Annotated in this window: 23 protein-coding genes, 1 tRNA gene and 1 pseudogene; 21 read left to right on the plus strand and 4 right to left on the minus strand. The window is 41.8% G+C overall.

Going from position 1 to position 20,076, the window contains the following annotated elements; genetic code table 11:
- The first annotated feature begins 248 nt into the window (after window positions 1-248).
- From ilvD to BROSI_RS06935, 21 genes and pseudogenes are all read left to right on the plus strand, one after another.
- Window positions 249-1,907, plus strand: coding sequence for a dihydroxy-acid dehydratase (ilvD, locus tag BROSI_RS06830; RefSeq protein WP_052563003.1), 1,659 nt, complete (start codon window positions 249-251; stop codon window positions 1,905-1,907).
- 48 nt (window positions 1,908-1,955) lie between these two features.
- Window positions 1,956-2,029, plus strand: a tRNA-Gln gene (locus BROSI_RS06835).
- 65 nt (window positions 2,030-2,094) lie between these two features.
- Window positions 2,095-3,075 carry an NTP transferase domain-containing protein gene (locus BROSI_RS06840; protein ID WP_052563004.1) on the plus strand — a complete coding sequence of 327 codons (981 nt, stop codon included), beginning with the start codon at window positions 2,095-2,097 and terminating at the stop codon, window positions 3,073-3,075.
- A gap of 9 nt (window positions 3,076-3,084) precedes the next feature.
- Window positions 3,085-4,056: a ribose-phosphate diphosphokinase gene (locus BROSI_RS06845; RefSeq protein ID WP_052563005.1), complete on the plus strand. Its 972-nt coding sequence runs from the start codon at window positions 3,085-3,087 to the stop codon at window positions 4,054-4,056.
- Window positions 4,057-4,079: 23 nt separating this feature from the next.
- On the plus strand, window positions 4,080-4,724 hold the full coding sequence (locus BROSI_RS06850; RefSeq protein WP_052563006.1) for a 50S ribosomal protein L25: 645 nt from the start codon (window positions 4,080-4,082) through the stop codon (window positions 4,722-4,724).
- An 11-nt stretch (window positions 4,725-4,735) separates the two neighbouring features.
- Window positions 4,736-5,290: an aminoacyl-tRNA hydrolase gene (gene pth / locus BROSI_RS06855; RefSeq protein WP_052563007.1), complete on the plus strand. Its 555-nt coding sequence runs from the start codon at window positions 4,736-4,738 to the stop codon at window positions 5,288-5,290.
- An 88-nt stretch (window positions 5,291-5,378) separates the two neighbouring features.
- A complete protein-coding gene (rpsF, locus tag BROSI_RS06860; protein WP_052563008.1) occupies window positions 5,379-5,795 on the plus strand; it encodes a 30S ribosomal protein S6 in 417 nt (138 codons plus the stop codon).
- A gap of 108 nt (window positions 5,796-5,903) precedes the next feature.
- The gene (locus BROSI_RS06865; protein ID WP_052563009.1) at window positions 5,904-6,344 is read left to right on the plus strand and encodes a single-stranded DNA-binding protein; all 441 of its coding nucleotides are present in this window, start codon (window positions 5,904-5,906) and stop codon (window positions 6,342-6,344) included.
- 37 nt (window positions 6,345-6,381) lie between these two features.
- Complete coding sequence (rpsR, locus tag BROSI_RS06870) at window positions 6,382-6,603, plus strand: 30S ribosomal protein S18 (RefSeq protein WP_052563010.1); 222 nt, start codon at window positions 6,382-6,384, stop codon at window positions 6,601-6,603.
- 12 nt (window positions 6,604-6,615) lie between these two features.
- Complete coding sequence (rplI, locus tag BROSI_RS06875) at window positions 6,616-7,077, plus strand: 50S ribosomal protein L9 (RefSeq protein WP_082059086.1); 462 nt, start codon at window positions 6,616-6,618, stop codon at window positions 7,075-7,077.
- Between the two features lie 27 nt (window positions 7,078-7,104).
- Window positions 7,105-8,442: a replicative DNA helicase gene (dnaB, locus tag BROSI_RS06880; RefSeq protein WP_052563011.1), complete on the plus strand. Its 1,338-nt coding sequence runs from the start codon at window positions 7,105-7,107 to the stop codon at window positions 8,440-8,442.
- A complete protein-coding gene (gene bamA, locus BROSI_RS06885; RefSeq protein ID WP_052563012.1) occupies window positions 8,439-10,817 on the plus strand; it encodes an outer membrane protein assembly factor BamA in 2,379 nt (792 codons plus the stop codon). Before dnaB ends, bamA begins: the two co-directional genes overlap by 4 nt.
- Window positions 10,818-11,020: 203 nt before the next feature.
- Window positions 11,021-11,472 (plus strand): annotated as a pseudogene (locus BROSI_RS06895) (OmpH/Skp family outer membrane protein).
- Between the two features lie 3 nt (window positions 11,473-11,475).
- Window positions 11,476-12,330: a UDP-3-O-acyl-N-acetylglucosamine deacetylase gene (lpxC, locus tag BROSI_RS06900; RefSeq protein WP_052563015.1), complete on the plus strand. Its 855-nt coding sequence runs from the start codon at window positions 11,476-11,478 to the stop codon at window positions 12,328-12,330.
- A gap of 65 nt (window positions 12,331-12,395) precedes the next feature.
- Window positions 12,396-13,214, plus strand: coding sequence for an acyl-ACP--UDP-N-acetylglucosamine O-acyltransferase (gene lpxA, locus BROSI_RS06905; RefSeq protein ID WP_082059088.1), 819 nt, complete (start codon window positions 12,396-12,398; stop codon window positions 13,212-13,214).
- Window positions 13,215-13,216: 2 nt separating this feature from the next.
- On the plus strand, window positions 13,217-14,245 hold the full coding sequence (locus BROSI_RS06910) for a Gfo/Idh/MocA family protein (protein WP_052563016.1): 1,029 nt from the start codon (window positions 13,217-13,219) through the stop codon (window positions 14,243-14,245).
- 3 nt (window positions 14,246-14,248) lie between these two features.
- Window positions 14,249-15,490 carry a radical SAM/SPASM domain-containing protein gene (locus tag BROSI_RS06915; protein WP_052563017.1) on the plus strand — a complete coding sequence of 414 codons (1,242 nt, stop codon included), beginning with the start codon at window positions 14,249-14,251 and terminating at the stop codon, window positions 15,488-15,490.
- Between the two features lie 93 nt (window positions 15,491-15,583).
- Window positions 15,584-15,814, plus strand: a complete 231-nt coding sequence (locus BROSI_RS06920) for a DUF1858 domain-containing protein (RefSeq protein ID WP_052563018.1) — start codon at window positions 15,584-15,586, stop codon at window positions 15,812-15,814.
- Between the two features lie 112 nt (window positions 15,815-15,926).
- Complete coding sequence (locus BROSI_RS06925; protein WP_052563019.1) at window positions 15,927-16,229, plus strand: cupin domain-containing protein; 303 nt, start codon at window positions 15,927-15,929, stop codon at window positions 16,227-16,229.
- Window positions 16,230-16,261: 32 nt separating this feature from the next.
- A complete protein-coding gene (locus BROSI_RS06930) occupies window positions 16,262-16,498 on the plus strand; it encodes a DUF2249 domain-containing protein (protein ID WP_052563020.1) in 237 nt (78 codons plus the stop codon).
- 81 nt (window positions 16,499-16,579) lie between these two features.
- Window positions 16,580-18,229, plus strand: a complete 1,650-nt coding sequence (locus BROSI_RS06935) for a multiheme c-type cytochrome (protein ID WP_052563021.1) — start codon at window positions 16,580-16,582, stop codon at window positions 18,227-18,229.
- Window positions 18,230-18,341: 112 nt separating this feature from the next.
- Here the strand turns inward: BROSI_RS06935 and BROSI_RS06940 are convergent, their stop codons facing one another.
- The 4 genes from BROSI_RS06940 to BROSI_RS06955 all read right to left on the minus strand — a co-directional run bounded on the left by BROSI_RS06940 (window position 18,342) and on the right by BROSI_RS06955 (window position 20,020).
- On the minus strand, window positions 18,342-18,572 hold the full coding sequence (locus BROSI_RS06940) for a DUF4926 domain-containing protein (protein WP_052563022.1): 231 nt from the start codon (window positions 18,570-18,572) through the stop codon (window positions 18,342-18,344).
- Window positions 18,573-18,680: 108 nt separating this feature from the next.
- A complete protein-coding gene (locus BROSI_RS06945) occupies window positions 18,681-18,995 on the minus strand; it encodes a hypothetical protein (protein WP_200891712.1) in 315 nt (104 codons plus the stop codon).
- Window positions 18,996-19,202: 207 nt separating this feature from the next.
- Entirely contained in the window at window positions 19,203-19,769 is a 567-nt protein-coding gene (locus tag BROSI_RS06950; protein ID WP_052563023.1) for a hypothetical protein, read from the minus strand.
- Between the two features lie 11 nt (window positions 19,770-19,780).
- Window positions 19,781-20,020, minus strand: coding sequence for a hypothetical protein (locus BROSI_RS06955; protein WP_052563024.1), 240 nt, complete (start codon window positions 20,018-20,020; stop codon window positions 19,781-19,783).
- Window positions 20,021-20,076 lie beyond the last annotated feature (56 nt).

Genomic DNA, 20,076 nt, shown 5'->3' on the forward strand with positions numbered 1-20,076 from the left:
ACAGAACACAGATTTTTATCGGTCGAACGAGTAAAAAATGATTCGATATTTTTCCAAAAAAATATCATAGCACAAATTGCCTTTTCAGTCACTAAATTTTCAGCATATTGTCGGGCAGAAGTCAAGCGAAATCTAACTAAGGCTGTAAGAGTTTTGATTTGACAATACAAAGCTTTTCGCTATAATGAAAAGGCTTAATATTACATATTGGGAATAGCTTGCATCTGATAAGAAAGGTAAATACGTACTTGCGAAGTGACAAAATTACTAAGGGGCTTGAACGCGTTCCGGCTCGAGCACTTTTGTATGCAACGGGTTTAAGCAGAGAAGATTTGGGTAAGCCGTTCATTGGAATTGCTAGCAGTTTTACAGATCTTATTCCTGGCCATGTGCACATGCGACCGCTTGAAAGGGCAATCGAAAAAGGAATCCATGCGGGTGGCGGCGTTAGCTTTATTTTTGGTGTTCCAGGTATTTGTGATGGGATTGCGATGGGTCATGCTGGTATGCGTTATTCCCTTGCATCAAGAGATCTTATTGCCGATATCATTGAGTGCGTAGTGAGTGCCCACTGTTTGGATGGGTTGGTAATGCTGACTAATTGTGACAAGATTACTCCGGGTATGTTGATGGGGGCTGCCAGGCTGGATATCCCTGGGATAGTTGTGACTGCTGGTCCGATGATTTCTGGGCGCTATGGTAAACAGAAGTTGTCGTTAGTGAAAGATACCTTTGAGGCGGTTGGAAGAAGGCGCAAAGGAGAGATTAGTGATGAAGAACTGTCTTGCCTGGAGATGGATGCTTGTCCCGGGCCTGGCTCATGTCAGGGTCTCTACACCGCTAATACTATGGCCTGTGTATCTGAGGCATTGGGGATGTCGTTACCAAGATGTGCCGCGTCTCTGGCAGTTTCTTCAGAAAAAGAACGGATTGCTTATAAGAGCGGACAGCAGGTGGTTGAATTGGTTAGAAAAGGCATTACTGCCAGGAAGGTTATGACTCGGGAAGCGTTTGAGAATGCCATAATGGTTGACATGGCACTCGGTGGTTCTACCAATTCCTGTTTACATATACCGGCAATTGCTAAAGAGGCAGGGGTGGAGGTCGATTTAAAGTTGTGTGATTCCATCAGTGCGAGGACTCCTCACATAACAAGCTTGCAGCCAGGGGGAGAATATTTATTAGAGGACCTGTATTATGCAGGGGGTATTCCTGCGGTCATGAAACGTTTGTGTGACGGCTTGAATGACTGTGCTACGGTTAGTGGTTTAAGTGTAAAAGAAATTGCAGAGGCAGCAGAAGTTTATGATGAGGATGTTATCAGAACAAAAGAAGATGCGTATCATAAGGAAGGTGGAATTGCTGTCTTGTATGGAAGTTTATCACCTGATGGCGCCGTGGTTAAGCAGACCGCCGTATCCGAGAAGATGATGAAGTTTAAGGGTGTGGCGAAGGTATTCGATAGCGAAGAAACTGCAATGGCGGCCATTATGGGTTCACAGATCAATAGTGGTATGGTTGTGGTGATACGTTATGAAGGGCCGCGCGGGGGGCCGGGAATGAGAGAGATGTTGTCTCCTACCGCTGCACTTGTTGGTATGGGTTTGGGAGAATCTGTGGCGTTGATTACGGATGGGCGTTTTTCGGGCGGTACACAGGGACCGTGTATCGGACATGTATCCCCAGAAGCTATGGTTGGTGGCCCTCTCGCATTGGTAGAAGATGGAGACGAAATAATTATAGACATTCCCGGGCGAAGAATGGATCTGAATGTTCCGGAAAAAGTGCTCGTAAAACGTAAGGCAAAATGGGTACCGCCCAGGCCGAAGGTGATGCAGGGGTTGTTGGCGAGATATGCAAAATGTGTAACCTCTGCTGACAAAGGAGCGGTATTGACGGTAGAATAAAAAGGTCGTGCGGGAGTTTTATATACGTAAATCTCCTGAAGTGGATGCTACCCGGTGGTGTAATGGTAACACTAGAGATTTTGGTTCTCTCATTGGAGGTTCGAGTCCTCCCCGGGTAGCCATTGTATTTTATATAGGGAAAAAATAACGCTCGGCGGTTTTGTGTCTTTTTTTGAAGAAGATGAAAATGGGAAAAACCACAGCGGTTATTCTTGCGGCAGGAAAGGGAACGCGTATGCGATCCCCGATTCCCAAGGTGCTGCACGAAGTGTGTGGAACGACCCTTTTGGGATGTGTTATTGAGGCTGTACAAGAGGCAGGGATTTCGCAGATAGTTGTAGTCGTAGGAAACAAAAAGGACGCAGTAAAAGATAGCCTTCGAGGGGTGCCGGTTAAAATTGTAGAACAGCAGGAGCAATTGGGAACGGCGCATGCCGTAATGGCTGTAAGGCATTTTCTTTCCGATATGAGCGGTGTTGTTACGGTGTTAAATGGGGATGCTCCTCTTGTAAAGCCACAGACAGTGAAAAGGTTGGTTGCTGTGCATGCTGAGACTAATGCAGATGTGGCGTTGTTGACCGCCTGTTTGAATAGACCGCAAGGATATGGTCGGGTGTGTAGGGATGCTCGTGGATATATAAATGGAATTATCGAAGAGAGTGAGGCAAGTGCAGACGAATTAAAGATTAGAGAAATCAATGTCGGTATGTATGTATTCAGAGTACCTTCCCTTTTGGAAGGTCTGGATGCTATTGCGCCCCATAATAAAAAAGGCGAGTTATATTTGACTGATATTATCTCGATCTTTTACGATAAAGGGAAGAAGATTGTGGGGCTTGAAGGTATAGATACTACTGAGGTCTTGGGAATAAATACCCAGCGGGAGTTAGCTGAGGTAAATCGAATAAGACATGATGAAATAGTGCATTTTTTTATGGATAAAGGCGTGACCATTGTAGACCCCGCAAGTACGTTTATTGAAAACCATGTCGAAATTGGGGAGGGAACGAAGGTGTATCCCTTTACCTATATTTGCAAAAACGTGGTCGTTGGTCATCGGTGTCGTATTGGGCCTTTTGCATATTTAAAGTCTGGTATAAGGATAGAAAATGATACAGATGTCTGTAATATGCTGGAGAAAAGTAGGGCTTTTTTCTGTGAGAGATAGAAAAATAACATGGATAAAAAAAGAAAACTGGATGAAATAAACCATTTAAAGATTTTTTCAGGAAATGCAAATCCTGCTCTGGCAAGGAGAATTTGTGACCACCTGTCGATTCCAGTTGGAAATGCCTATGTTGGTCGTTTCCCCGATGGAGAAATTGACCTGAAAGTAAATGAAGATGTTCGTGGTGCTGATGTGTTTTTAGTACAACCGACATGTCCTCCTGTTAATGAGAATTTGACGGAACTGCTTGTATTTATAGATTGTCTCAAGAGGGCATCGGCTGCACGGATTACGGCCGTATTGCCGTATTATGGATACGCAAGAAAAGACAGAAAAGACGAGGGGCGCGTGCCCATAACGGCAAAATTGGTAGCGAATCTTATCACCGAAGCGGGTGCCGACCGTGTGCTTACCGTGGACTTGCACGCGGCTCAAATTCAGGGATTCTTTGATATTCCGGTTGACCACTTGCTGGCTTTTCCTGTACTTTCAAAATATTTTGAAAGGTTAAAATCAGAGGATCTGGTGGTGGTGACGCCCGATGTCGGAGGTATAAAACTGGCCAGAAATTATTCAAAGAAATTAGAGATCAAGATGGCGATTGTGGATAAGCGAAGGGTAGGGCCGGAAGAGACTGAAGTTGGATTTGTAATAGGTGATGTAGCCAATAAAAATGTTGTAATGATTGATGATTTGATAGCCACGGGGGGTTCAATTGCTCAGGCTGCAAACGTCCTGAAAGAAAAGGGTGCCAGGGATATTTATGTGGGTGCCACCCACCCTGTGTTTTGTGGTGCCGCAGTGGAAAAATTATCGGTCGCACCGATTAAGGAAATTGTAGTAACAGATACGATACCCCTTAACGAAAAAGCGAAAGGATTAGATAGTAAAATAAAAGTATTATCTATTTCCGGGCTTTTAGGAGATGCGATTATGAGAATTCACCGTCACGAATCGGTGAGTTCTCTCTTTGTTTATTAATTTATATTTTTGGAGTGTGATAGATGGCGATTTTCGATTTAAAAGCGGAAAAAAGAACAACGAAGGGAAGTAAAGGAGTTAAAAAACTAAGAATGGTTGGAGAAATTCCAGCTATGTTATATGGTCATAAACAAGATAATGTAATGCTTTGTCTGAAGGAAGATGAATTTACGCGTATATTGCACACCGGAACAAGGATGATCCGTTTAACATATGACAAGAAGAAGGAATCGGCACTTATAAAAGAGGTGCAATATGATAATCTTACAGACCGTGTACTTCATGTGGATTTTTCGCGTATCGATCTGGATGAAAAGGTAAAGCTGCGAGTGCCAATTGAGCTGGCTGGGGAATCGGTTGGCGTGAAAGAAGGTGGCGTATTGACCCATGTCATGAAGGATATAGAAATAGAATGTCTTCCAACTGCAATACCAGAAAAGATAAAAGTAAATATATCAGAATTAGGTTTAGGCAAGGCTATCCATGTTAAAGAATTATCTGCGATGGAGGGTATACAGTATACGTCGGATGCTGAGGCAGTTGTTGTATCTATTCATCAGGTTGTGGAGAGAAAAGCCCTGCCTGAAGAGGAACTGCTGGCAGAGCCTGAAGTTATCGCCAAGAAACCGAAAGAGGGAGAAGAAGCAGAGCCGGAGAAAAAGGTTTAGTGTGTGTCTGAATGAAAATTATTGTTGGACTGGGCAATCCTGGAGAAAAGTATTTAAAGACGAGGCATAATTTTGGCTTTATGATAATTGACCGACTAGCGCAGCAGCTTGAAATGGTGTGTAATCAGAAAAAATTTCAGTCTTTCTTTTGTAAGAAGACTGTGGAACAGGAAGAGGTTGTACTTTTAAAGCCGCAAACATTTATGAACCTGAGCGGGAGTGCTGTGAGGGAAGCAGTGGATATGTATAAATGTGCATTACAAAACCTCATGGTTGTATGTGATGATTTAGATTTACCTTTGGGAAAAATACGCATCAGGCGCAACGGTGGTTGCGGAGGGCATCGGGGTTTGGAATCCATCGCTGCTGGTTTGGGAACCACAGGTTTTTCCCGATTGAAGGTTGGGATAGGACGCCCTGCCGTGGGAGATCCAGGCAACTATGTGCTTTCCGTGTTTTCATGGAAAGAGGAAGTAATAGCGTTGGAAATCACCGAAAAGGCTTGTCTTGCCCTGAAATCTTGGATTTTTGAAGGGATCGAGGCGTGTATGAACAAATTTAATTAAAACGGGCCTTTTGTTGTTTCTCTGTAGAGGTAGAAAGAATTTTTGAGTTTTCGTAAAATATTAAAAGTAGGAGGATAAGAATTTGAGGATGTATGAAGGATTGTTTTTAATCGATAATGCACATGCCAATATGGAATGGGATACTGTAGTCAAACATATCCATGATATTCTGCAAAAGAACGGTGCGGAGATCCTGAAAACTGAAAAATGGGGTGAAAAAAAGTTGGCATACAAGGTCAGTGGGCATAAGCGTGGAACATACCTGCTGATCCATTTTAATGCAAAAAATACAGCTATAGCACTGATCAAAAGAGATTTTCAGCTTTCTGATTATATTGTTCGTTCCCTTATTGTAAAAGATGATAAGATTGAAGAGTTGTCTCAAATAGGTGTAATCGAAACAGTAGTAACAGCGGAAAAGGATGCCAGCAAAATGCCTGAAAGTGCAGGTGCTGATGTATCGGAAAAGAATGATGTGTCTGTAAATATTGCAGATAAAGGATAGAATTTTAAAGACGCAGGCCGTACTTATGGGTTCATAACGTCTGAATGACGGTTTATAAATGCATCTTATAAAGGGGTAGATAAAAAGTTTTTTCAAAAGGAGCAAAGTATGGCAAGCCTTAACAAAGTCTTTCTCATGGGAAATCTCACTCGGGACCCGGAACTGAGATATACCCCTGCGGGATTGGCGGTTGCAAGTTTCGGAATTGCGATTAACAGGGCGTGGACTGCTAAAACTGGAGAACAAAAGGAAGAAGTATGTTATGTCGATATCAATATCTTCGGGCGCAGGGCGGAGGTTGTTGGTGAGTATTTCAGTAAGGGAAATCCGATTTTCATTGAGGGGCGCTTGCAGTTTAATCAATGGGAAACCAAAGACGGGCAAAAGCGGAGTACGCTTCGTGTCGTTGCGGATAATTTCCAATTCATCGGAGGAGTGGCCAAGCGTCCCGAGGAAGGGATGGGTGCCTTATCGAAAGAAGGCAAGTCACCGGAGGGAGCACCTGAAGATATTAATCTTGATATTAATAATGAAGAAATACCATTTTAGAATTGTTTTGTAGAATTTTCAAATAGGATGGAGAATTATGAGTAAAAAAAGATTTAATAAAACAAGCAAATGCCGGTTTTGCAGGATGGGAATCGAGGAGGTAGATTACAAAGATACGCAAAATTTACAAAAACTTACAACAACACAGGGAAAACTTTTTTCGAGAAAGCGTTCCGGGAATTGTGCCCATCATCAGCATTCGGTGAAGACTTCTATTAAAAGGGCGAGATTTATGGCGTTGCTTCCATATGTGACTTAGGAGGGGATAATAATGGAATTGTTGCTGAAAAAAAATGTAGATAAGCTTGGTATGATTGGCGATGTTGTAAAGGTGAAGGAGGGCTATGCCAGGAATTACTTGTTGCCAAAAGGGTTGGCGACTACGGTTTCTCCTGCTAACCTAAAACAGATAGAAAAAGAAAAAATAAAGATGGAGTTGCAGTTAAAGGAAGAAAGAGTACGGCTGCAGGGGGTATTGGAGAAAATTTCTGCTGCCTCTTGTACGATTTCAGCAAAGGCAAATGAAGAAGGCAGACTCTTTGGTTCTGTTGCGGCTGCTCAGATTGCGGATGCATTAGCAAAAGAAGGATACCCGGTGGACAAGGAAATGATAAAACTAGATAGCCCAATAAAAGACTGTGGGGTGTTCAATGTTACAATTGCTTTGAATCCGGAATTGCAAACGAAGTGTAAAGTGTCAGTGGTAAAAGAGGATGTAGGTCAGCCAGAATAGGCATAGTTTCCCTTGAAGGAAGTGACGATGGTTGTTGAGTCTATACTTGAGCGCACGTTGCCGCAGAGCATTGAGGCCGAGATGAGTGTCCTGGGTGCGATGTTGCTGGATAATGAGATTATTAGCCTTGTTATACCAATAGTGAATAAGAAGAGCTTTTATAAAACGGCTCATCAGGAATTGTATCAGACAATAGTGGAGGTTTATGATAAGGGGCAAACGGTTGATCTTGTCGTTCTCAGAGAAGAACTGAAAAAGCGTTCATTGTTGGAGAAGGTTGGTGGTGTAGAATATTTAATGGATCTAGAGGAGGCCGTCCCCACAATAGGGAATGTAGAATTTTACGCGAATATAGTACGTGAAAAAGCCATCAAAAGGAATCTCATCGAAGTTGCAGCAACTATCCAAAAACAGGCCTTTGATGAAGGCTGCGATACCGGGAACCTGCTTGATAACTCAGAAAGGGCTATCTTTGATATCACCCAGAAGAAGTTCAATACCGCATCCACAAAACTAAACGAAATCCTCAAAGAAACATTTAGCCGCATTGAAAATCTCCATGACAGACAAAACAGATTAACAGGATTATCGACCGGTTTCTACGATCTGGATGATCTTACGTGTGGCCTGCAGGCATCGGAGCTCATTATTGTTGCAGCAAGGCCAAGCATGGGCAAGACAAGTCTTGCACTGAATATAATCGAACACGTGGGGGTGGTAGACAAGAAACCCGCCGTACTGTTTTCCCTGGAAATGTCAGCGCAGCAGGTAGCACAAAATATGCTTTGTTCCCATGCACGGATAGATGCGCACAAATTGAGAAAGGGTTTTTTAGAGGATAAGCAATGGAGTGATCTCTCGTATGGACTGGGATCGCTTTCAGAGTCGCCTATTTTTATCGACGATACGCCAGGTCTTACCGTATTGGAGTTACGTGCAAAGGCACGGAGATTGAAAGCTCAGTTTGATATCCAATTGGTTGCAGTGGACTATTTACAGTTAATGGAATCCTCGCGCGCGGAAAATCGACAACAAGAAATTTCCATAATATCACGCGGTTTGAAATCACTTGCCAGGGAATTGTCGATACCGGTAATTGTCGTATCTCAGTTAAACAGATCCGTGGAGTCCCGGGAGGGCCATAGGCCAAGGATGTCTGACTTGCGCGAGTCTGGGTCAATTGAGCAGGACGCGGATGTTGTTATCCTTTTGCACAGGGAGGATTATTACGATCCAGAAAAGAAGGATGGTACGGCAGAACTCATTATTGCCAAGCAGCGTAACGGGCCTATAGGTGTGGTAAAATTGGCATTTCTTTCGCACTTCATGCGTTTTGAAAATTTAGCCTCCATGGGTAACAAATGAAGTTTCGCAAGGTTTTATTGCAGGCTGCGAGTTTAATCGTAGTGCTTGTTATAACCTTGTGTTTTTGGCATACGGGAGTTCTTTCGGCGGTCACGCAAGAAAAGACGACTCGGATTATTAAAAAGATTGAAATCAAAGGAAATCACCGGATTAGCACGGCCGCAATAAAAAGCAGTATCCGGGTAAAAGAGGGTGATCCTTATGATCCGCAGATGGTAAGCCAGGATGTAGATGCGATTTGGTCGTTAGGGTTCTTTGACAACATAGAAGTGTCGCTTGAAGAGATACCCGCAGGGTTAAAGCTGGTATTTCTTATAACTGAACGGACTGTAATTGATGAAATACAGTTCCAGGGCAATACGCGGATCAAGACCAAGAAACTGAAGAAGCAAATTGAGATAAAGCAGGGAGACTATTTAAAACAGTATCTTCTGAAATTTGATGAAGATAAAATCAAAGAACTTTACATCAAGAAGTGTTTCTATAGAGTGCAGGTGCATGCGGAAACTAAAGTTGTTAATGGGAAAACGGTGGTGATTTTCAATATTGACGAAGGTACCAAGGTTCGCATTGCCAGGATAGCATTTAAGGGAAATAAAGGTTTAAAACGAAGAAAACTCCTGAAGCAGATGGAAACCAGGCAAAAGCATTTCCCAACCTTTATCTTTCCTGGCCGGTTTGATCAAAGGAAGTTCCAATCCGATATTGACAAGGTGAAAGAATTTTATATGAATAACGGATGGTTAGACGTCGATGTTGGCTGGGAAATAGCGTACAGTGATGATGATAGCAAGATGTACATCACTATTCATATAAAAGAAGGTGAAAGGTACTATGTGGAGAGCTTGCAGGTAAATGGGGCAGCCCTGTTTACGGAAGAAGAATTAAAACAAAAATTGAAATTGCAGGAGGGAGGGCCTTTCTTTTTGGACGCCGTTGAAAAAGACACCTACCAGATCCGCTTAACTTATGGGGAACAAGGGTACATTACAACCGCTGTGAAAGAGAAACATACCTTTAGTTCGGAAGGCGCAAAGGTAAACGTTTCTTTCACGATAGATGAAAAAGATAGGCATTATATTGAAAAGATCAAAATAACAGGAAATGATAAGACGAGAGATAATGTTATCCGGCGGCAGTTGACGTTTTATCCCGGTGAAAAGTTAGATACAGAGAAGATACGTGATAGTCAGAGGCGTTTGGCTAATACAGGATATTTTGACATGGAATCGGGTATGCCGGCCGGGATTAATTTCGAACAGGGTTCTGAGCCAAATAAACAAAATATTCTGGTCGAGGTGAAAGAAGGAAGGACGGGAATGTTGCGGTTTGGTGGAGGTTATGGAGCAAACGTAGGGGCGTTCGGCGATGTTTCGTATACAGACAGGAATTTTGATGTTACTGATTTGCCGAAAAGCCTGAACGATTTCGTACAGGGTAACGCCTTTCGAGGTGCTGGCGAAATATTGACTTTGCGGTTTAGTCCGGGGTTTTACCGGACAGAAATTATGGCGTCTTTGACCAATCCTTCCGTATTCGACTCTCCTTATAGCGCAGGAATAAGTTTATTTGACTATCTCAGATGGTATCGTGAATATCAGCAGCAGATTATAGGATCGAGGGTTTCTGGAGGAAGAGAAATTCAAAGAGATTTTTTTGTGAGATTGAGTCCGGAATTTGATATTATAGATATTAATAGAAGGGACGATAAAGAAGACACTCCTCAGGACGTATTGGACGTTGAAGGGAGTCATTTGAAAGCCGGCGTTACTTTATCTGCAAATATAATCAGAATCGATAATATATTTATGCCTGCGAGAGGGTATGATGGGGAATCTTCAGTTGAAGTCGCCGGGTTGGATGTGGATATCGTTAAATATAAATTTCAGACAACAAAATACAATACGCTCTTTGAAATTCCCAAATGGGGAAAACACGTTGTTGCCTATGGTGGCTCTTTTGGGGTTGTAGAATCGACTTCCGGGTCAGAAGTCCCTATATTTGAAAGATTTTTTGCCGGTGGTTACGGTTCTATCAGGGGATTTGAGTATAGGGGTGTTTCTCCAATCGATGAAAAAACCGATGATCAGATTGGTGGGAATGTATTGCTTTTGTTGAATGCCGAATATCTGGTGCCTATATATAGAGATATTATTCGGGCGGCAGTTTTTGTTGATAGTGGAAAGGCTGATAAGTCAGTCAGTGATATCAGTTTTGATCACTTCAGGTTATCCACAGGTCTTGGACTAAGATTGAGTATTCCTTTTCTTGGTCGTTCTACTATTTCACTTGATTACGGTATTCCTGTCATGAAAGAGGATGGGGATGAAACCCAGTCGTTTTCATTTAATTTTGGAGGAGGCAGTAGCTTTTAATTATGGAATTAGAAAAACCGGTAAAGAAGATTGGCAAAAAAACAATGATTCTTTTTGCCATAGCAAGTCTTGCATGTTTGTACCTGTTCTCATTGAATAGTATACAAGCAAAAGAACCTGGCGTAGCCAGTTCTTCTTCAAAAAGTTTGAAAGTGGGAGTCGTTGATTTGAATACGGTATTTGAGAAGTATGAAAAAAGGAAGATGTTTGACGCCCAGCTCAAAGAGCAGGAAAAGCAGTACCAGAAAATTGTTAATGACAAAAAGAAAGAGCTTGTGAGTTTGAGCGAGAAAATACAATTGCTGGATTTGGGAAGTGATGCCAGAAAAAAGATGAAGAGACCTTTGAAAAAAAGAATATGGAATTGGAGTCATACGCAAAGTTTGCAGAAAAGAGTCTCATGAAAAAGTACAAGGATTATTTTGAAAGCCTCTATACGGAAGTTTGTAAGGAAGTGGAAGATATTGGCAAGCGCGAACAATATGATCTCATTATTAAAAAGGAAGAGCCGGAACTGCAGAGCGGAGGGATCAGTGAATTGCAGTTTAAGGTAGGAATAAAAACAGTCTTATACCATTCCACTGAGGTCGATATTACCACCCAGGTAATTGATAACTTGAACAAGAAATATTCAGCAGCGAGCAAGGGAAAGTAGTTTGTGGGCAGTACACAAAAGACAATTCAGCGAGAGGTCGAGTGCGCAGGTGTGGGGATGTTTCGTGGGGGAGCTACAAAACTCCGCTTTAAACCAGCACCGTTAAACTCGGGCATTCATTTTGTTCGTGTAGATTTGCCTAATCGACCGCTGGTGCCAGCACACGTACATGCCTTATCTAGCAATTATAAACGCATATTTTTAAAAAATAAAGAAGCGGAGGTTGAGAGCGTAGAACATTTAATGGCAGCCTTGGCAGGGTTAGGGATCGATAACATCGAAATCGAGATAAACGGCCAGGAAATTCCGGCAGGGGATGGAAGCGCCAAACTATTTGTGGAAATTCTCAAAAAGGCAGGTATTGCTGAACTGGGTGGTAAAAAGAAGACTTTTACTGTAAAATCTCCGATTGTCGTGAGTAGCGGAAGCGCAAGTGTTATGGCAATGCCTTGTGAAAAAGGCTTACTATTATCATACACGCTGGATTTTAACGGCTCTTTTATAAGGCAACAAACGTATGATATCGAGTTTACGGAAGAAAATTTCTGCAAAGAGATTGCACCAGCAAGGACATTTGGTTTAAGTACCTATGTTGAAGAGTTCAAAAAACTTGGCTTAGGAAAAGGGGTTACGGATGACAATAGCATTATTGTGCATGAAGACGGAAAGTTGACAAAGCCGATTTCTATGAAGCCCGCCGAATTGAGATTTCCTAATGAATTTGTAAGGCACAAAATTTTAGACCTCATAGGAGACCTTTATCTGGCCAATGTATTCATTCAAGGGCGAATTGTTGCAAACAGGTCTGGCCATTCGCTGAACGTTCAGCTAGCAGAGAAGATTGTAGGAGCAGCATAATTCGGCTGAACAGTGAATGATGATAATATCGAGAAAACATGGGAAACATACAAGGGGAAAGCGAGATGAAAATTCATAAGTCGGCAATCGTGCACCCCAACGCAGTTTTGGGCAAAGAAGTCGAAGTAGGGCCTTTTTCTATAATAGGTGCGGACGTTACAGTCGGGGATGGGACAGTTATAAAAAATCACGTTACTGTGGTTGGAAATACTATCTTGGGAAGAAATAATGTCATCTATCCCAATGCCGTTTTGGGTGCAGAACCGCAGGACCTTAAATATCATGGTGAGCGTACTTTGCTTGTGCTGGGGGATCACAACGTGGTGCGGGAAGGCGTAACCATTAATATAGGTACAGCGGGTGGCGGAGAAAAAACAGTTATAGGTGATAACAATTTTTTCATGGCATGTGCACACATTGCCCACGACTGCATAATAGAGGATAACGTCCTTTTGGCGAATGGAGTGTTACTGGGCGGCCATGTTGTGATAGAAAGAGGTGCCAAGCTCATGGGGCTTGTTGGTATACAACCGTTTGTGACCATCGGGAGGCATGCATATGTGGGAGGTCATACTCGGATTGTTCAAGATGTTCCTCCGTATGTAATTATTGAAGGTCATCCGGCAAAGATACGTCAGGTAAATGTTATTGGATTGGAGAGAGATGGCTTTTCAAAAGAACAGATTGGTGAAATCAAAGAAGCATTTATGACGTTATTTCGCTCTCGCGAATTGAATAAAAGCAAGGCCCTGGAAGAATTGGAAAGTAAAAAAGACATTTCTCCTGAAGTTAAGTATCTTATCGCATTTTTGAGAAATATGGACAAGGGTAAGTTCGGAAGGTATCGGGAATCTTTTCGATATTCGATGGTAGCGACAACGTAAATATGTCCAGATTAAAGGTTGCAGTAGTCGGTGTTGGCCATCTTGGAAAGGAACATGCAAGGGTCTATGCAGAGTTGCCTGGAGTAGAGCTGATTGGAGTAGTCGATATACAGCGGAAACAGGCAGAAAAAATAGCCCAGCAGTACAACACACAATGTTTCACAAATCATAGGGAAATAATCGATAAAGTTGCAGCAGTAAGCATTGCGGTACCCACAAAGTCGCATTACATCATAGCAAAAGAATTCCTGAAACACGGAGTTCATGTTATGATCGAAAAACCTATGACGGGGACGGTATTAGAGGCAAGAGAATTAATAGGTATTAGCAAGGCAAATAGATTGGTGCTTCAAGTGGGATATATAGAACGATTCAATCCTGCAATAGCCGCAATTAAAAAACTTTCAATTAATCCAAGGTTTATAGAGTGTCATCGGCTAAGTCCGTTTACCTTTCGTTCTGCTGACATTGGTGTTGTGCTGGATTTGATGATACATGATCTTGATATTATCCTGCACATAACAGGTTCGAAGGTAAAGAAATTCGATGCCGTGGGAGTGAATGTTATTTCGGATAAAGAGGATATTGCTAATGTCCGCATTCAATTTCAGAACGGATGTGTGGCAAATGTAACCGCAAGCCGGGTATCGCTTGCATCCATGCGTAAGATGAGGTTATTTTCGCAGGATTCATATATTTCTATTGATTATCAGAAAAAGGATGCATTAATATATAAAAAATCGCCAGAATTAACATTGAAGGCGTTGAACATTTCCGAAATGGATGTTTCGACTATTGCTGATTTGAAAAGTTATGTATTTGGTGATCTCTTAAAGGTAGAACATATAAAGATGGATGATTATGAACCACTGAAGAAGGAACTTGAATCTTTTGTGAATTGCATTGTGGAGCATAAAGAGCCTGTTGTTTCCGGCGAGGAAGGCTTAAAGGCTATTGAGGTCGCAAATGATATTTTGTGCGAGATAGAGAAAAATCTTAAACTCGCTTACAATAGTGGGTATGGAGGATAAAATATGACATCATTTGATTTTTTACATATTGATGCCGAAATTGTTCAAGGTAAGGTTGTAGGGAAGGCAGGGGGGGTGCTTGGCAAGATGTTGCAACCCTATGTGGACCAGTTTTTTGAAAAGATTAATTCCCTGAAGGTAATTGCCCGGGTTAACGGTATGCAGGTGTACAACCTTTACAATCCGCCTTTTCCCAGCCAGGCGGGTATGCGGTTTCTCGAGAGAAAGTTGAGAATGATGTTGTATAAGATGGCATTTCCCGTCACAGCGAATCTGGCGATAACGCACAAATGCCAGTGTCAATGTATCCATTGTAGTGCAGACCCATTTATAGATCCTACCAAAAAAGAACTCACCGTGGAGGAAATAAAAACCGTAGTGGATGGGGCATTAGATCTTGGTGCAAGTCTGATTATCTACGTGGGTGGAGAGCCGCTGCTTCGGGAAGAACTCTATGATCTCATTAACTATGTTGATAAAACTAGGGCTATCCCGATGATATTTACCAACGGATTGCTCCTGACAGAAGAAAATGTTCAAAAACTCGCTAAGGCAGGTTTGTTTTCCTTAAACATCTCTATAGATAGTAGTGAACCTGAATTGCATAATGAGTTCAGGGCTGTACCAGGATGTTATCAAAAGGCGTTTGAAGGAGCCGAGCGTTGCCGAAAGGCTGGTATCTTGACCGGGATTTCCACGTATGCAACGAGCGAGAGTATCAAGACAGGAAAGGTGGAAAAGCTCTTAAAGATTGCTCAAGAACAGGGATTTTCAGAAGTCACAATTTTTGATTGCATACCGTCCGGCCGATTCTTAAAAGACACGTCAAAAATACTAACTGCAGAAGACCGGAAACAATTGATTGCCCTTACGAAGAGATATCATGAGATGGACCATCTTATGGGAATAAATTGTATGTCTATTATTAATTCACCAAGGGGCGTGGGTTGTTATGGAGCCCAATCACAATTCTATATGACTGCATACGGTGACATCAACCCTTGTGATTTTAACCCGATCAACTTTGGGAATGTGCGTGAAATGTCCATCCAGGATATATGGAAAAAGATGGTAACGCATCCGGATTTCAGCAAGAGATATCCCACTTGTCGTATGCAGAGCAAGGCATACAGGAAAAAATATATTGATCCACTTCCCAAAAATGTGCGGCTGCCCGTAAAAATAGAAGATATTGCACCGGTTGAATTAGTTGATCTGGAGACAACCCTTGCAGGAGTAAGCTAATGATTCGTTTCCTGAATCACTTTACTTAAATACAATCATTAAATAATTTTTCTTATTTCAGCGTTCTTTCATCTTTTTTATGGGAGGGAAATTATGGGCAGTGAGGTTCTTATCACGAAGAAAATGAGTACGGGAGAAGTGACGAAGAAATATCCTGCAACAAAGGCGGTTTTTACAAAGTATTTTGGAAAAGGATGTTTCGATTGTCCTTCCTTTGGTACGGAGGATATAAATCTTGCATGCATGATGCATAATACCGATGTTGATAAATTCGTTAAAGAGTTGAACGAAGCTGCAAAACAAGAGGCTGGCAAGACTTCATGAATAGAATGTCAAAGATTGATTTAACATTGTTCTTGTGAAGTGGGAAACTTCATAATTGTCATTACGCAACAAGATTCAGTATCAAGAAAATTTGAGGAGGCTATAAAAACATTTGGAACCAATCGATATAGAGAAAAAGATACAGTTTAATAAAGATCACTTTATTCCAAACATTCTTTATGCTTCGCCAAAGGTAAAAATACCGTTGATTTGTATGGAACCTGGCCAAGAAATACCACCGCATGGGGGACACAGTATTGGTATCTTTTATGTAATAGAAGGTAAGGGAATATTTACACTAAACGATCAGAAGATTGACATGAAAAAAAATATGATCTTTGTCGCCCCTGAAGGAGCTTCCAGAGGAATGAAGTGTGTGGAAAGAATGGTTGTTTTAGCCATTAGTCTCGGGTAATGAACAATGAATTAATTTAACAAGGAATGATCATGAGTAAAACACAGCCTGTCATATTAGATGTGAGAAATATTGTGCCCCGTGAAAGACACCCAAAGATATTTAATACCTTTGATAGTCTGAAAAAGGGAGAGATTATGGTCTTAATAAACGACCACGACCCGAAACCTTTGAAATATCAATTGGAGGCAGAACGGAGCGGGCAATTGGACTGGAAATATGTTGAACAAGGGCCGGAAGTTTGGAAGGTAGAAATAGCAAAAAAATAACAAGAACTGTATGACTATTGAGATAAATTTTTGGCATAATCGTTTTAACAAAACATTATTGAATAAAAAGGAGAGAAGGATATGAGCAAGGGGATAAAATTTATTATCTCTATGAGTATACTCACCCTGTTTGGCTGTATCCAGTTTGGTTGCGAACAGGCGGCTGTGAAAAAAGCAGAAGTCGTTACCATCAAACAGGGAGAAGAAAAGGAAATTTCTGCGAAGCCGAAAGAAGAGGTGAGGACAGAGATCCCCGCTCCTGGTCCCGCAAAGAAAGAGGTGACTGCGTCTCATCCAAAGGATAAGAGGACAATTCAACAAATTATTTCAGAGATAACAGGTGAAAAGATTGGTTCAGACAACTCTGGTGACTTGTACCACGGAGGTTTAACGGCAACCTACACAGGTCCGGAAGAAACGTTACCTGGCGAAGGTAAGTTTGGGAAGCTGTTTGGGTTTTTACCCATTATCCGATGGTATGATCCTGATCATTACTACACGCCAAATATGAATGTCTCCGGAGAGTTTAAACACGAAGAATGTATTATGTGTCACACAGTACAGACACCAGGTATCGTTGCGCAATGGAAAAAGAGTAAACATGCATCCACCGAAAAGGGTGTTGTTGGGTGTGACAAGTGCCATGGAAATAATCACCAGCAGCTGTATATGCCTTCCTGGAAGCATTGTGGTGAGTGTCATCCGGAACAAAAAAATGGTCACCGTGCTGGCAAGATCGGTTCACACACGCATGCATTCCATGTGAGTGTAGTGGAAACCCCGTGGCAGATAGCAAAGCCGGCTGCAGAGGTGACGGCATGCGCCACATGCCATGGTATAGCTGAGAATCGGTGTGATGGATGTCATACAAGACACGATTTTTCCGTGGCAGAAGCCCGAAAACCCAATAACTGTGGTATCTGCCATACAGGCCTCGATCATTATGAATACGAAATGTATAAGGAGTCGTACCATGGGATGATCTATGAGACCGAGCAACATACATGGGACTGGACAAAACCCATGAAACCAGCTAATTATAAAACTCCAACCTGTGCATATTGCCATATGAAGGATGGTGAACATAATGCTCAAAAAGCCTCTACCATAAACAGCCATATGGGTACATCGCTTGTAGACCGGGGAGCACCCAAATTTAAGGAAGCTCGGCAAAATTGGATTAATACCTGCAAGGGTTGCCATTCACCCAGATTTGCATCTGACCAGTTCGAGGCTATGGATGAAGCTGTGAAAGTAAGTTTTACCAAGTGGCGTGAGGCCATGAAGATCGTGGTCGATCTTTACAACGATGGCATGCTGGATCCTATGCCGAGTGATCTGGCTCCGGACTATGCAGGACATTATACCTTCAGTCTGCTCGGTGGTGAGGGCAGGATGTACAACGTTTCTGATGTAGAACGTACTGCCTTTGAAATGCTGGTCTATATAACCAATGCCGTATATAAGGCCATGGCTCACGGGGCTATGTACGGCGCTACCTACGGGAAAGGCGCCTTCTTACAGGACCGTTGGCTTGTTCAGATTAAGGCTGAGGCCAGCAGACTGAGGAGACTCAAGGCGCTGGAGGATCAGGTAGGTATCCAACATAAGGCATATGACTTCTGGAAACATGGCGAATATACGGATCTGCTCTTGGGATGGAAGAGGAAGCCAGGAGACGTAGACAAGTCTGCATGTAACCATGAGGGTGAAAACTGCCTCGTTGAATAATTTTTCAAAAGAGTGGGTTTTTAGAAAATCAACAAAAAGGCTTAATCCGTTTTTTTGGATTAAGCCTTTTTCTTTTTAAATGAAAGATTAAAATAAAGCGATATCTTTTTAATCAAGAGACAGTAAGTTCTCTAACATGTGTGATGTCCCTTTTACTAACTGTTCGTATTTGAGATGAAAGCAAAGTTACAACAGCAACCGTTCTGCCGTCAAGTGTCATAAATTCGACTTCAAATGCTTCACCTTGACGATGAATATGAACAACCGTACCGACATCGCCAGCCTGTAAACCATCCTCCGGTAGATCTTTCAACAAAACAATTCGATCGTGCTCTTTTATCATGGTTTCCTCTCCAGATACAGAAAATACTTATAACATCAAAGCTCACCTGTCGCTATGGAGAGCCAGCGGAATAATAGTCGGGAGGAGCGACTTGTTAGAAGTCAATTATCACGATACTTTCAATAACAACAACTTGACATCTTTCGTTAATGATACTTTTTTGAAATAAAAAGCAGGATAAATATAATCTTCTCCACTTTCATCAATAATTCTTATATCTCCATCATCCTCTACCGCTTTGTCTGGGATAACTTGATATAATTTATGCAATTCCAAGGAAGCTTGATAGCCTTCGTTGTTAATGCAAACTACAAATTTAGTTTTATTAATATTCATTTTATAAATACCTCTTTCTTTTAATTTCTTTTTTGCCAATTCCATGTGCTTCATACCAATGTAATTCCGCCATTTTATTTCTGCCATGTGCGAATACGATGTTCCAATTCCTCGTAGGATGCATCGTCAGGTTGTGATTGAATTGCTTCAGTCATTCTTTTTTTTTGACTGTTGCCATTGGTTTTCTTCCTTTGTGTTTCACTGGGTGTAACGCCAAAAATCAGCAGCGAGTGTAAGAGTCGGCTGGATTTAGTTCTTAAACGGCCCTATTTCTTAATGACCTCGACGGACTTGTTATCTTTGTTCAAAATATACGTCAACCAATAATCTGAAATTGCTTAGCTTGTCCTCGCTCGGAGCATCCATAATTAAGGCAATAACATTGATTTGATGCTGAAGGTGTCGTGCCAGTTGTCCAAAGAGTCTGCCATAATCACTTTGCTGAGGATCTTTCTTGATCTCCACTGCATATTTTTTGTTTACCAATAAATCGAAATTGCTTTCTCCAAATTCCTCGTTGAGTTCATACCCTACTTTTTCTAAATGTTTTCGTAGTTCTATTTTGTATTCTCCCTCACTATTCCTTCGTCGGGCGGGCGACCACATTCTAATATCATCTATTATCTTTTGGAATTCGCGATCGTTCTTATCCATTTTTGATTTCGATTGATCGGTTAAACAATTGATATATTCCAATACTTTCTTATAGCGGTCCATACCTTCTTGTTCTGCCCAAGTCTTAAACTTCAATGGGAATTCTGACCATTTGATAAAGTGAGGGGGCTTTTCTAATCCTGAGATAGATGGCTTTAGTCCATGGTGTATCCAATGGGAGGACGAAGGCAATTTCCCCAACTCCATTGCTAAAGCCCCTACTGCTGCATGATTTTTTCCAAAGGCGTTCTCTCCAAATTCAGTTTATTTGTGCTGTTGCCACATTCGATCTGTAATTTGGAGTATGCGTCGTCGCCGTAAACCCTTATCAGCTTTCTATAATTAAAGCCAGCGAATTCGAGATACTCTTTTACAGTAGGGATTCTATGATGAGTTTCCTTGTATTCTCTGTACTTTTGGATGCAGTACTCTTTTGATATCTCAGATTGGGTTTTCATCTTTCGTCCCTTTAACATGTATCCTTATTCAATAATTGTCGGCATTTTCTAACACT

It is taken from the genome of Candidatus Brocadia sinica JPN1, assembly GCF_000949635.1.
Taxonomy (GTDB): domain Bacteria; phylum Planctomycetota; class Brocadiia; order Brocadiales; family Brocadiaceae; genus Brocadia; species Brocadia sinica.

What these genes read in the sequence shown, in the direction of transcription:
- BROSI_RS06840 (WP_052563004.1), top strand. Translation starts at nt 2,095, where the DNA reads ATGGGAAAAACCACAGCGGTTATTCTTGCGGCAGGAAAGGGAACGCGT.
- BROSI_RS06845 (WP_052563005.1), top strand. Translation starts at nt 3,085, where the DNA reads ATGGATAAAAAAAGAAAACTGGATGAAATAAACCATTTAAAGATTTTT.
- BROSI_RS06850 (WP_052563006.1), top strand. Translation starts at nt 4,080, where the DNA reads ATGGCGATTTTCGATTTAAAAGCGGAAAAAAGAACAACGAAGGGAAGT.
- pth (WP_052563007.1), top strand. Translation starts at nt 4,736, where the DNA reads ATGAAAATTATTGTTGGACTGGGCAATCCTGGAGAAAAGTATTTAAAG.
- rpsF (WP_052563008.1), top strand. Translation starts at nt 5,379, where the DNA reads ATGTATGAAGGATTGTTTTTAATCGATAATGCACATGCCAATATGGAA.
- BROSI_RS06865 (WP_052563009.1), top strand. Translation starts at nt 5,904, where the DNA reads ATGGCAAGCCTTAACAAAGTCTTTCTCATGGGAAATCTCACTCGGGAC.
- rpsR (WP_052563010.1), top strand. Translation starts at nt 6,382, where the DNA reads ATGAGTAAAAAAAGATTTAATAAAACAAGCAAATGCCGGTTTTGCAGG.
- rplI (WP_082059086.1), top strand. Translation starts at nt 6,616, where the DNA reads ATGGAATTGTTGCTGAAAAAAAATGTAGATAAGCTTGGTATGATTGGC.
- dnaB (WP_052563011.1), top strand. Translation starts at nt 7,105, where the DNA reads ATGGTTGTTGAGTCTATACTTGAGCGCACGTTGCCGCAGAGCATTGAG.
- bamA (WP_052563012.1), top strand. Translation starts at nt 8,439, where the DNA reads ATGAAGTTTCGCAAGGTTTTATTGCAGGCTGCGAGTTTAATCGTAGTG.
- lpxA (WP_082059088.1), top strand. Translation starts at nt 12,396, where the DNA reads ATGAAAATTCATAAGTCGGCAATCGTGCACCCCAACGCAGTTTTGGGC.
- BROSI_RS06910 (WP_052563016.1), top strand. Translation starts at nt 13,217, where the DNA reads ATGTCCAGATTAAAGGTTGCAGTAGTCGGTGTTGGCCATCTTGGAAAG.
- BROSI_RS06915 (WP_052563017.1), top strand. Translation starts at nt 14,249, where the DNA reads ATGACATCATTTGATTTTTTACATATTGATGCCGAAATTGTTCAAGGT.
- BROSI_RS06920 (WP_052563018.1), top strand. Translation starts at nt 15,584, where the DNA reads ATGGGCAGTGAGGTTCTTATCACGAAGAAAATGAGTACGGGAGAAGTG.
- BROSI_RS06930 (WP_052563020.1), top strand. Translation starts at nt 16,262, where the DNA reads ATGAGTAAAACACAGCCTGTCATATTAGATGTGAGAAATATTGTGCCC.
- BROSI_RS06935 (WP_052563021.1), top strand. Translation starts at nt 16,580, where the DNA reads ATGAGCAAGGGGATAAAATTTATTATCTCTATGAGTATACTCACCCTG.
- BROSI_RS06940 (WP_052563022.1), bottom strand. Translation starts at nt 18,572, where the DNA reads ATGATAAAAGAGCACGATCGAATTGTTTTGTTGAAAGATCTACCGGAG.
- BROSI_RS06945 (WP_200891712.1), bottom strand. Translation starts at nt 18,995, where the DNA reads ATGGCAGAAATAAAATGGCGGAATTACATTGGTATGAAGCACATGGAA.
- BROSI_RS06950 (WP_052563023.1), bottom strand. Translation starts at nt 19,769, where the DNA reads ATGGAGTTGGGGAAATTGCCTTCGTCCTCCCATTGGATACACCATGGA.
- BROSI_RS06955 (WP_052563024.1), bottom strand. Translation starts at nt 20,020, where the DNA reads ATGAAAACCCAATCTGAGATATCAAAAGAGTACTGCATCCAAAAGTAC.